The organism is Bacteroides luti, assembly GCF_900128905.1.
GTDB classification, from domain to species: domain Bacteria; phylum Bacteroidota; class Bacteroidia; order Bacteroidales; family Bacteroidaceae; genus Bacteroides; species Bacteroides luti.
In genome coordinates this window covers 15,480-27,884 of sequence record NZ_FQTV01000015.1, presented here as the reverse complement: position 1 = coordinate 27,884, position 12,405 = coordinate 15,480, and the positions used below count along the sequence as shown (strand labels likewise).

Annotated in this window: 7 protein-coding genes; 4 read left to right on the top strand and 3 right to left on the bottom strand. The window is 37.6% G+C overall.

What is annotated here, in order from left to right:
- The first annotated feature begins 59 nt into the window (after positions 1-59).
- Together BUC21_RS13030 and BUC21_RS13025 are read left to right on the top strand one after the other, a co-directional pair.
- Positions 60-1,868 carry a carboxypeptidase regulatory-like domain-containing protein gene (locus BUC21_RS13030; protein WP_073403128.1) on the top strand — a complete coding sequence of 603 codons (1,809 nt, stop codon included), beginning with the start codon at positions 60-62 and terminating at the stop codon, positions 1,866-1,868.
- Positions 1,869-1,874: 6 nt separating this feature from the next.
- Positions 1,875-3,065 (top strand): hypothetical protein, encoded by a 1,191-nt coding sequence (locus tag BUC21_RS13025; RefSeq protein ID WP_073403126.1) that lies wholly within the window; start codon positions 1,875-1,877, stop codon positions 3,063-3,065.
- A 97-nt stretch (positions 3,066-3,162) separates the two neighbouring features.
- Here the strand turns inward: BUC21_RS13025 and BUC21_RS13020 are convergent, their stop codons facing one another.
- The 3 genes from BUC21_RS13020 to BUC21_RS13010 all read right to left on the bottom strand — a co-directional run bounded on the left by BUC21_RS13020 (position 3,163) and on the right by BUC21_RS13010 (position 10,986).
- On the bottom strand, positions 3,163-4,065 hold the full coding sequence (locus BUC21_RS13020; protein WP_073403212.1) for a glycosyltransferase family protein: 903 nt from the start codon (positions 4,063-4,065) through the stop codon (positions 3,163-3,165).
- A gap of 133 nt (positions 4,066-4,198) precedes the next feature.
- Positions 4,199-6,487, bottom strand: a complete 2,289-nt coding sequence (gene tamL, locus BUC21_RS13015) for a translocation and assembly module lipoprotein TamL (protein ID WP_073403124.1) — start codon at positions 6,485-6,487, stop codon at positions 4,199-4,201.
- Entirely contained in the window at positions 6,484-10,986 is a 4,503-nt protein-coding gene (locus BUC21_RS13010) for a translocation/assembly module TamB domain-containing protein (protein ID WP_073403122.1), read from the bottom strand. The genes tamL and BUC21_RS13010 overlap by 4 nt, the downstream gene beginning before the upstream one ends.
- A gap of 124 nt (positions 10,987-11,110) precedes the next feature.
- Between BUC21_RS13010 and BUC21_RS13005 the strand changes: the two genes are divergently transcribed.
- Entirely contained in the window at positions 11,111-11,431 is a 321-nt protein-coding gene (locus tag BUC21_RS13005) for a heavy metal-binding domain-containing protein (protein ID WP_073403120.1), read from the top strand.
- A 131-nt stretch (positions 11,432-11,562) separates the two neighbouring features.
- Entirely contained in the window at positions 11,563-12,405 is an 843-nt protein-coding gene (locus tag BUC21_RS13000; RefSeq protein ID WP_073403118.1) for a peptidylprolyl isomerase, read from the top strand.

Genomic DNA, 12,405 nt, shown 5'->3' with positions numbered 1-12,405 from the left:
ATTTTTTTTCTAAAATTGTATTATTATTTTTGGACAAAAAATAAATCTAACTATAAAAAATGCGTAACCTTAATCTTCTAATTACTGGAATACTTTTTCTATTTTTAATAAGTTCATGTACTATAACAGATATAAATGAACCTGTTACTATTTCCGGTAAAATAACGGATTCTTCGGGAACAGGATTATCCGATGTGAAAATACTACTTGAAACATCCTCCGAAAAAATTAATACCCAAACATCTTCAGATGGAAAATATACTTTAGTGATACCAAACGGAGGTGTTGCATTCGCCACTTTCTCAAAAGAAGGCTATACCAGTGAAACTAAATCGATAGCATTTAAAGGCGGAGAAAAGAGAGTCATTAATTTAAGCATGAACACTATTAAAGAAGATGCTTATTTTAGAATAATCACTAACGATGTATCTGTAAAAAATAGAGGTGGAAGTTTTAGCGTATCAATAGATACAAATGTTAAATACGAGTTCTCATGCAAAGAAGATTGGATTAAATGTGAAATTATATCTAATAACCTTTATATTGAATATGATGAAAATAAAACGTTAGAGGAACGCACTGCGACCATTACTTTAAATGCAGATTTTGGATTAACTCATACTATAAAAATTACACAAGATGCCGGTCCGGTTCTTAAACTTATCGATTATATAGGCAAAGACAATCAAACGAACTTCCTTACGTCCGTTCCATTTATATCATTTAATAGAGAAGTAAAACTTGCATCTATAAATTCATCATATAAGGATATAGACTTAACCGCAGAATATTCAGCAGATAGAAAAACAATCTATTTTCCTAATATTAAAATACCTCCATTCATTTCTACAACGATTACATACGAAGTAGAGTCCACTGATTCCGCTAAAATTAAAGAGTCGTTTAATCTCAAAGTTTATGAAGGAAAGCAAGAAGCGAAAAGCAATAATGGACAAAAACTCCTTTTCACCAAAGATGGAAAATATTGTTGGCTATACACTATTATAGCCTTTGGCACATCAACATTGACCCAATATTCAACAACGGATCTTTCGGTTACAGGAAGTCTTGCCTGGAAGCAAAACGATTATAGTGATTTCTTTTATAACCGATATAACAACTGCTTGTACATATTAAGAAACTATCGCACTGATATTGAAAAAATGGATATCTACGATGCTACTACTGGCAAGTTTATTAAAGAAGTGGACTTATCTGAATACTTAAACAATAGCTATATAAGCACTTTAGGATTTGCTGAGAATGGTTTGGGATTAACATTTATGAATTACAAATTATATTCAATAAACTCAGCACAAAATGATAAATTCGAGTTTCTTTCAGACAATAGCATGCTTTATGATCCACATCAGGTAAATTCTTTAATACCCAGAGAAGTTGATATATGCAACAATGGAAAGATGTTTGTTCTTACCAAAGGTTTTGAAATGGATGACGTGTATACTGTTGATTCAGAAACAAAAGAACTAAAACATTATTATAATGTTAAAGGTCAATATGGTGTTACTAATGATTTATATTCTGGGATTGTATTAGGATCATACTATAATAATAGCATAACTTATCTTGACTTCAAAACTGCTGAAAAGCACAATGTCACAACAAATAATGTAGGCAACTTCGCTACTATAATAGCAACAGGAGAACAATATCCTACAATATTAACATCTTCTTTAGCTACAATTTCTCTTGAAAACGGAATAGAAAAGAAATTCAGCATGGACGGTTCTTCAACCTACATAATGAAGTCTTCTAATGATGGAGAGAAGATTGCACTGATATACAACAACAATCTCTATCTTTTCAAATCGGAGGTATTTACCAAATACAGCAACAAAATAAAATAAAGAAACATGAAATATATAATAATACTATTTCTAACATTTTGCACCGGAATTAGTTTATATGCTCAAAGCAATTACAAACAAGGATACGTAATAACTAACGAAAATGATACTATAAATGGGCTTATCGATTTTAGAACTGACAGGGCTAATTCTAATGTCTGTAAATTCAAAAAATCTGAGAAGTCTGACGAACAGGTATTTCATCCTGGTGAAATATTAGGCTATAGGTTCATTAAAGAAATGAAATATTATGTATCAAGAACTGTTGAAATAGATAAAATAAAACAAACTGTATTTCTTGAATATCTGGTTCAAGGAATAAAAGACCTCTATTTTTATTCTGGAGATAAAAATTATTATTTCATAGAAAACGAAGACGGAAGTTTGTTATCAGTTACCCAAGAACCTGATAAGATTATAGATGATAAAATCAAAGTAGATTATAAATACAAAGGCGCTCTAGCCTATATTTTCAGAGATTGTAAATCCGTTTACAAAAAGATAGATAAGACGACACTGGATCGTAGTTCTATGATTAAACTTACAAGACAATACCATTCCGAAATGTGTTCACCAGGAGAAGAATGTATTGTTTTTGAGAATGATTATAAGAAGGTCTTTTTAAAATTAGACTTTTCATTATTTGGAGGTTTTCAATATATGGATTACTTATATGAAAATACAGAATTAATTAGGTTTGGATCTGCAAAATCTTTTTCACCAATAGTTGGAGGAGTAATAAATGTATCCAATCCCAGAATAACAGAATCAATAAGTCTTCAGGCTGGCATTTCTGTATCAAGTATAAAAGGCTCAAACGAATATACTTTTGAACAAAAAAACTATGAAAAGTTTAATTTTGATGCTTTGATGACTAGCGGCAATTTAGGACTAAAATTTACTTATCCAAGATGGAAATTACGTCCCTCTATTGAAGCTAACATTAACTATTGCAGACTCTTTAATACTTCTACAACACTGTATTCAGAAAAGTATGTTGTTGATAAAATTAATAAAGTCACAAATAATAATTATGTTTCACTGTTAGAAAACTATATAGGATTTAGTTATGGCTTTGGATTAAATTATCAATTAAAAAAAGAAAATTCTATTTTTTGCAGATTGCTTTATACTCAAATGAGCAATAATGATGGAAATATTAAGGGGGCTCAATTTAAATTGGGATATGAGTTTTAATTGAGGAAGTGAGGGATAAAAAAGATACTAAAAAGGGTATCCAAAAATAATTGGATACCCTTCTTTATATAATCTAATTTATTCTAAAGTATACTGCTTAGAACAATTTAGCTGGATATTCACCTGCATCAACTAATGCCTGGATTTTGTCGACTACCGACTGACGATCTGCTGCATAAGTTACACCAAACCATTTAGATGTAGTATCAAGTACTTTCACACTTGCAGTACCGTTGTTGATAAGCTCATTAACCATCAAAGGAATGAAGTATTCGCATTTCAAGTTACTGATGTTCTCTTTCAAGAATTCAATGAAGAAATCTTCTGAATATTTGAAATAGTCAGGAGTGAATCCCCACATGTTCATTGAAACAGGAGTATTATCATCAATAGTAACTGTTTCACCGTTTTCGTCCTTGAACTGAACTTTACCATCAATACGTTCGATAGCTGTACGTTCTACTACTGTAGTAAGGTTACCATTTTCGTCTGTTGCACAAACACCACGTGCTACGCTACCACTTTCAGAAAGAGTGTTACCTACACGGTAGCCTACCATGCAATATTCATTCTTCTTTCCTTCCATTTCAGAAAGAGCCTTACCTAAAACAGCAAAGCTATCTTTTCCGTAGAAGTCATCAGCATTGATTACAGCAAAAGGTTCGTTGATAACATTCTTACCCATCAATACAGCATGGTTAGTTCCCCATGGCTTTTCTCTTCCTTCTGGACAAGTAAATCCTGCTGGCAGATCGTTAATATCCTGGAATACCAATTCTACAGGAATATGATCTTCATATTTTTTAATAATCTTTTCACGGAAGTCTTTTTCAAAGCTTTCACGGATTACAAATACCAATTTACCAAATCCTCCGCGGATTGCATCGTAAATTGAATAGTCCATGATAGTTTCACCGTTAGGGCCCAGACCGTCTAATTGCTTAAGACCGCCATAACGACTGCCCATTCCGGCAGCAAGTACAAATAAAGTTGGTTTCATTTCGCTTATATTTTTAAATAGGTTGTTAGTCATATCGATTTTTTACGCCGCAAATTTACTAAATTATATTCAACGGAGGTACAACAAATAGTTCAAATATGATCACAAATGGTTCAAATAAGAAAGTATTTTTCTAGAATGGATAGCCTATTGCCAGGTGAAGACCCAGTCCGTCTTTAAAAGAAGGGATATTGTAATAGCCTGATTTTGAAGTTTCATAAGGAGCATGTAGCCCTATTCCGGCATCCAGACGGATAACCAGAAACGAGAGATCGTATCGTAATCCGGCTCCGGTACCCAAAGCAATCTCTTTTCCTAGTTTTGACAATCCAAATTTTCCACCAGGACGAGCTATATCATCATTCAGTAACCATATATTTCCGGCATCTAAAAAGATAGCACCATTAAGGTTTCCCAGCAGGTTGAAACGATATTCTACATTGGCTTCAAACTTTAAATTGCCAGTCTGGTCCATGTATGAATAAGTATTTCCTGCATCCGGCCTGTAACTACCCGGCCCCAGTGAACGGATGGTAAAGGCACGCAAACTATTAGCTCCTCCAATATAGAATTGTTCATTATACGGTGCAACCTCGGAGTTTCCATAGGCATAAAGAATCCCTCCACTTAACCGGGCAACTAAAGATTGCCGTGCAGTAATTTTATAGTTATATCTCACTTCAGAACTAAGTTTCAGGAACTGTGCAAACGGATTTCCCAGAAGTTTCTTTTCTTCATTAAAGCTTCTTCCAAATAATCGGTATATGCCAGAAGTTATATTTCCGGCAGATGTGAGAGATGTTTCCCACCAAACATGATTCCTTTTATTTTTCACACCCGCATCATCGTAGGTATAGGTATAATTCATCGCCGGAATAAACTGATTCTTCAGACTGAGATACAAGGCAGGATTAGCATTCGTAACAGAATCAAAGCGTTGCGTTGTACTTTGAAGCACATTAAAAGTCAGTTTAAACGGCGTTATGGAATGACGACTTACTCTCGAAGTCTGAAAATCATACGTTGCATTCCCTCCGAAAGCCAATAACTTGAAATATTTTGCCCGATTCATCTGGTCAGCATACAGTCTGAATGTGGTTGTTGCCGGATAAGTTAATTCTTTATATTCCATACCAGGCAGTACAATCCGGGGAATTACAAGTGCTGCTGATGCCCCCAATTCGTAAGAGTTAATAACGGAACTACTTCCACCTACCGGATTATTCGTCTGCCATTCATAACTGCCTTTGAGTTTTACAGTCAAATTCTCACCTCCTCCAAAGAGGTTTCGTCTTGTAACGGAGAATGCAGCTCCAGGTCCTACCTGATCATTGGATTTGGAAGTTACATTCAATTCCAGTTCTCCATCAAGAGGAAGATCATAGGCGGCATTCATCTGTACATCAAGTACATTATTTCCCTGAGTCGTATCACGAGGAGTAAACTGTAAATCGGCATACTTAAAAATGCCCAACCGGTTTATATTTTCCTGTGTCCGCAATTGTTTTATTTGGGAATAGGTTTCTCCCGGCATTAAACGAAAACGATTATAAAGTACAACCGGACGAACATGCAATTTACCCTGATAATATATCATCAGGTCTTTATAAAGCAAAGAATCCGTAGGCGGTTCTCCATTCATTCCACTCAAAGCAACCGACCGATTTCCTATCTTCCATGAGCGAAGAACTAGTTCGGGCAAATCAGCTTTCGGAGTAATTTTAAGACTTATACGGCCTGATTGCCTCGTTGTATCAGCCAAAAAGGCTATAAATTCCGGACGAAAATAGTAGTAACCGGCATTGCGTAGTAAAGTACTCAACCGCTGCCGTTCCTCGTCTAGTTTCAAAACACTGAAATGATCGCCTGAACGAAGCACTTTATCAACAATACGCCGATGTAACAGACTATCAGTACGTGCACTATAATGAGAATAAAAAATAGAATCCAGCAAGTAAGGTTGCTGCATATCTACTTTATATTTTATTTTAGCCTGACGTTTTTTGGTGGGAATTACTTCGTAAGCTACTTGTCCGTTGAAATATCCATAGTCACGCAGCAAATTTCTGGCAACTTTAACCCGGACATCCGGATTCACTGTCGAAATGAGCACAGGTTCCGAGGCAAAACGATTAAACATCCAGCGCCCCAATCCCTTCTCACTCTTTTTAAATGCATTATACATCCACAATCCGAAAGGGAAAGGAACCCTGACAGACGAACTTCCAAAAAGAGCATTATTGGGAGGAACGGCCAATGCAGCGTACACCTCCTCAAGAGCCTCATCACCAGCCTTCGAAGCATCACGATTCTCCACCACTGTTTTCTTCATACCCGTATATAGAGTTTCATCCTCCGGTAAATTACGAGTGGTTGAACAAGCAGTTAAGAACAACAATGACAAATAAAGTACTTTCCTCATTTCGACTCTTTTTTATCTTTATTACTTTTGAATATAAACAACTCACCAAGTCGGCGCATTTTTTTGCGAAGCACCACACCAACTCCCGTTTCTATTATTTCACCTTCCAGCAAACTCTGGTAATTTTTATTATGGAATAATTTCACATACCTTGTTCCACTGTTATCAAGTCTGTATTCAAGGGAAATATTATCAATAAACGATTGCTTTTCTTCCACAGTTTCTCCTGTAGAAATTTTGCCACCAATCACTATCCGAATACGGTCATTATAGAATCTTTTGGCAAAACGATAAGAATAATCCGTCCGTTTTCCGGTTCCCTTTCCACTAGCTTCATCATAAGATTCCATTCCAAAAGATATATCAACCTTTTTAAGTGCACTACCTGCAATATTTGCGATCTCACCTTGGAGGAAATTATTCAGAGCACTCCCCACATTTATACCTCCGCCAGTGCCTGAAGATGTTATACCCTGAGGCATATACATACCGGAAACAAGCATTGTAATGGCCAGTTTGCTCCTTTCCTCATCCGACATTGACGAAAGCTGATTCTGCACAGTCATATCTTCCGGTGCTTCAAGGTCAAATACCATTCCTAGATTCTTCAGGGTATTTTTAATGGAAACAGACACATCAAAGTTGACCTGCCGACTGGTCTGATTTTCACCAGTCACAGAAGCGCGCAGCCTTTCCGAAGCTTTGAAATTTATTTTCGGATCCATCATATTACCCGACCATTCCACATAGCTTCCTTCCTTTATAGCAAACTCTTTCAATGGAATTACCGGTAAGGTATAGTTCAATAAACCACCGCTAAGGGTATAACGTCCGTAGAGTAACATATCTCCTTGCGGAGTATATTGAAGTGAAAGATCACCTCCACCTTCCAACTCTACCCTGTTCTGGCGATCGGGTGATAAGTCGGCCTTTAACCTTACTGCCGGTTCCACCTGAATATTAATCAGCATATCCAGTCCGCCCAAAGAAACTTTCTTAGGCTTTTCTTTCGGAGGCTGCAAAGTATCGGCAAAGTTGACGAAAGTCACCATATCTCCCAGCCTGTCCTGCACAGTGAGTGGAGAATCTTTCAAGACGTAAGTCGCATCTGTATTACCCAATAACCGCATATTTCCACGCATAACCAAAGCATCAACAGGTCCACGAATTGTGGTATTCAAGTCAACAAAGAGTTTTCCGTATACAAGCGATTGCTTGGTGCGGTTAGCATTGAATAACTGATAATTGTTAGCAGTAAGCTTTAAATCGGCACGCATTTGCTGCAAATCTTTCATATCTACCGTCCCCACAATATTCAACGGATTTTTACCTACTGCATAGATATGATAATTATCAAAAACCAGCTTATTATCGGTTACCTTTATTTCTTTCTCATCCAATCGCAAACGAGCGCCCGCCTGAGGAATATAAACCGAACTTGTATCAGCCTTGAATCCTCCGTTTATCTTCGGTGATTGCGTACTTCCTTCCAATGCTACCTCACCATTCAAAGCACCAGATAGTTTTGCCATACCATCAGGAATAAATGCATTGGCTACCCCCAGCGGAAAAGCTTTAAGGGTGGCAAGCACTTTCATTGTTCCTTCTCCTTCTGCGTGGTATGTTCCATCTGCTACAAGCACTTCCCTGCCATTATATCCCAGCTTAGCCTCCAACTGATGCACATTCTTTTCAACTGGAAGGTAGGTGGCCTGCAAATTCATATTGCCTACAAGCTGGTTCTCATACATACATTTCAGGATTCCCGCATCAGCAATTACCTGAAAGCGGTTATTCTTCTGAATATATTCAGCTTTAGCAGAAAGAATACCTCCAATATCCGGCAAATAAGGCAAGGATTGAACCACTTCTTTCAGATCAAGATTTCTTAGTTCACCAATTATATCCTGTTGGGCCTCAGCATTTTCAACAGAATGAACAAAGAGTCCCATTCCATTTTTATCCTGTAAATCCAGATTTGCGGTGACACGATTTTCTTTATCAATAAATATACGATTATCTTTATTCAGTTTGAACGGACGGAAAAGTAGTATAGGCTGATCTGGAAACAAATTATACGAAACACCCCCCTCTTCCAATTGCGCCCTAATGCCCAGATCTGCTCCGGTCTCTCCTTTTGCATTGAGATATTTCAGCATTACTTCCGCATTATCATCCTGAACTACACCATCAGCGTATGCCTGAAATACATACTGTTTATTGAATTTGTTATTAATAACTCCTGCATGCAGATGAATACCTGCTGTATCTTGTCTGATAGCCAGGCGGACAGTGTCTAGCAGCACACTATCAACCTGAAGTGAATGAAGTTGAGCTCCTCCAGCTAATCCTTCTTTTTGAGTAGAGGTAAGGTTGACTGATGCATCTTGAAAAGAGATTTTAGAAAAAGCCAGATATTCACTCAGTGGATTTTTCTTTCCAGCCATAAAAGAGAACTGAGCCGAAGGTATAGCTTCACTGAGTTCCTGATGATTTAGCCTTTTTTGCTGAATTTGTTTGGTTATGATAGTTGAAAGATTGGTTGCCTCCTTAATAAAATTTTTAATAGGGATACGACTGTTTAGTGACAGTTCCATGTCGCCAGAATGAAGTTCCAGAGAAGTTTCGCCGCTATTGGTAGAAGCATTGACTGTAAAAGCAATAGGATCCTTCAATGGATGTTTAATAAACCTCAGTCTGTATAAGTCTATATCCCGCACATACATTGTCAACTCACTTTTCGTCAGTTTTTTATGAAGAAGCGCAGTCAGGTTTGCATCCATCTTAAGCAATCTGCTTTCGCTTTTCAGCACCACCTCCGCCAAAGAGTTCTGTAATTTAGCCTTTAAATCAATGCCGGTGAAGGTAGATTTATCATATTGAAGCTCCTGCAATTTAAACCCTCCGTTAAGTTTTGTCTTTGCAGAGAAGAAGTCTGTTCCCTCTCCGGCAGCATCAAAAGAAGCGGTCAACGAATAGATAGTGTTCTTTGGAAGGAAATGGTTAACCTGCAATTTATCAACAGATACTTTTGCGTTGTAAGAGTTGTTTGCCATGTTGTATTCAGCATCAGCTTTCACGGTTCCTTTATCCTCTGTTAAAGTTAATCCGGCTAAATAACGTTCGCCTTTCATTGATGCCTGCCCCTGAAGTTTCATATTCAGAGGAACCCTCACATTTCCATTAGAGGAAGATTTAATCAGATTGGCCATAAAATCGAGATTCTTGGCATCCATCTGAAATTTAATCTGCCCGGAGCGATTCTGCTTATCAGACAAATTTCTCATCTCGCCTACAGATGCCAGAGAAAAAGATCCCGGAAGAACAGCACTGAACCGCGACAAACGGATACTTTTCTTATTACCCTGCACCAAAGCCCGTAGCGTAATTGCACGAAACGGATATGAATCACTAAACTGTTTCGACAATCCTCCCACAAAAAGCAGCACATCCTGTTTGCCGATATTAGAAACGACAGAAGATTCAAAACTTCCTTTGTCGGGATTCTCCACAAATAGCCAGTCAGCCTTTGCTGTGAGGTTAACTTCCGAATGAGGAGTATTCAGTAGCATTGCGGGTATTCTTATGGCACGGTTATCGGCAAGGATACGACCGGTAAGCGAAGTAATGCTCAATCCCGAGCGATCCCACAAAGATACTCGCTTAATGCTTGCCTGCAATTCTCTGTCTTGCTTCATAAAGGAATCTACAGTAATAGAAATATCACGCAATGCTAGATGTGACGGATCGAATCCTTTGGACGGTTCTCCCGCTCCGGAATCATAATTGAACGAAGCTTTTTCAACCGAGAAATGCCGCAATTTATACAGTCTCCGCATAAAGTCAAGCTTACCGTTAGTAAGTACGGCTCCATTAACATTGGCTGTCAGACGAAGAGAGTCGGCCGGTTGATCCATGTGAAAGGCTACATTCCGAAGCTGCAGCCTCTGAAGAAAGATCTTCCAGCGAAAAGGTTTGGAGGGTTTCTCTTTTTTTTCTTTAGTAGTGTCTATCAGTGAGAGTTTTAAATCGGCATCTTTCAAAAGAGCATCCGTTACCAAAGCCTCTTCCCGCTTAAGATTTACCTTTTCAGAGCAAAGATATAATTTGCCAACCTTACCCCGGATACGCATTCCTTCCATCAAATTGGACGAATTAACGAAAACCTTACTCAAGGTAATATCATCTACCCGCAATTCTCTGTGGAATATACGCCGCAGACCAAGGTCTACAATCATTTTATCGGCAATAAGCAGCGTGTCTTTGGATGAAATAACACTCACCTCATGCACTGCCAGATCTAAAGGGAAAGAGAGTCTTATCCGGTCAATGGATATATGCATGCCCGTTTCACGGGAAGCATACTTCACAAACTGATTTTTTAAAACATTTTGAACAGGAGGAAGGTAGAGTAATACAAGGAGTATCACCAACAGGATTAGCGGGCTCAGCAAAGTAATGCCAATCCATTTCAACCATTTTTTCTTTTGTCCATCCATGTTTAAGTGAAGTCTTATACAAAGAAAACATTTATTTCCACATCTTGTTTGTTTTTAGATTATTTATTCACACAAAAAATATATATTTGTTCCCATTCTATTAACATCTAAAGAAAAAGACATTATGTTATTATCAACTACTAATATTATTGAAGGTAAAACCATTACCACCTACTACGGTATAGTCTCTGGCGAAACCATTATTGGTGCTAATATTTTTAAAGATATATTTGCCGGGATACGTGATATCATCGGTGGACGTTCAAATTCTTATGAAAAAGTTCTTCGCGAAGCTAAAGACACAGCTTTGAAAGAAATGACAGAACAGGCTATGAGAATGGGTGCCAATGCCGTAATAGGTATTGATATTGATTATGAAACAGTAGGATCAAACGGAAGCATGCTGATGGTTACTGCTTGCGGAACTGCAGTATTCTATCAATAACAGAGATTAGAACCTGTTATATTTTCTTCAGAAAGGCGCGGATTCTATAAAAGGTCCTAATTAGCGCCGGTTTGTTTTGGCTTAATAAGTCCAAAGTACTATTTTTGTCCCTAATTTATCAGTTTATTCTCATGAAAAAGCAATTACTGATTATATTATTAAGCCTTTTAACAGGTATATTTTCACCGGGATTCTCCCAAAATAAAAAAGAAAAAATGGAAAATCAGAAAGAAACAATGCTGTTGATACAAACAGATTTAGGTGACATAAAGATTAAACTCTACAACGAAACACCACAACACCGTGACAACTTCATCAAACTTGCTCAGAAAGGCTTTTATGACGGTACTATTTTTCACCGTGTAATTAAAGACTTTATGATTCAGGGTGGTGATCCGGACTCAAAGAATGCGCCTAAAGGCAAAATGCTTGGCTCGGGAGATACCGGTTACACTGTTCCTGCGGAGTTTGTTTATCCACAATACTTCCATAAAAAAGGAGTTCTTTCGGCTGCCCGTCAAAGTGACGAAGTAAATCCGAAGAAAGCTTCCAGTGGCTGCCAGTTCTACATCGTTACCGGAAAGAAATATTCCGAAGGTCAGATTCTGAACATGGAACAACAAATTAACCACGGCAAAGTGGAAGAGGTTTTCAATACTTTGGTTAGCAAGAATGCAGCTAAGATTAAAAAGCTGAGACTTGACCGCGACAAAGAAGGACTTTATGAATTGCAGGAAGAGCTGATTGCTGAAGCAAAAGCAAAGGCAGATTCTCTGCCCGACTTTAAGTTTACTCCAGAACAGGTAAAGGCTTATACTACTGTTGGTGGAACGCCTCATCTTGATAACCAATATACTGTATTCGGAGAAGTTGTGGAAGGTATGGAAGTGGTTGACTCTATTCAGAAAGTAAAGACTAACCGTGCCGATCGTCCTGAAGAAGATATTAAAATGAAAGTTATCGTACTGGAATAA

What these genes read in the sequence shown, in the direction of transcription:
- BUC21_RS13005 (WP_073403120.1), top strand. Translation starts at nt 11,111, where the DNA reads ATGTTATTATCAACTACTAATATTATTGAAGGTAAAACCATTACCACC.
- BUC21_RS13010 (WP_073403122.1), bottom strand. Translation starts at nt 10,986, where the DNA reads ATGGATGGACAAAAGAAAAAATGGTTGAAATGGATTGGCATTACTTTG.
- BUC21_RS13000 (WP_073403118.1), top strand. Translation starts at nt 11,563, where the DNA reads ATGAAAAAGCAATTACTGATTATATTATTAAGCCTTTTAACAGGTATA.
- BUC21_RS13025 (WP_073403126.1), top strand. Translation starts at nt 1,875, where the DNA reads ATGAAATATATAATAATACTATTTCTAACATTTTGCACCGGAATTAGT.
- tamL (WP_073403124.1), bottom strand. Translation starts at nt 6,487, where the DNA reads ATGAGGAAAGTACTTTATTTGTCATTGTTGTTCTTAACTGCTTGTTCA.
- BUC21_RS13020 (WP_073403212.1), bottom strand. Translation starts at nt 4,065, where the DNA reads ATGAAACCAACTTTATTTGTACTTGCTGCCGGAATGGGCAGTCGTTAT.
- BUC21_RS13030 (WP_073403128.1), top strand. Translation starts at nt 60, where the DNA reads ATGCGTAACCTTAATCTTCTAATTACTGGAATACTTTTTCTATTTTTA.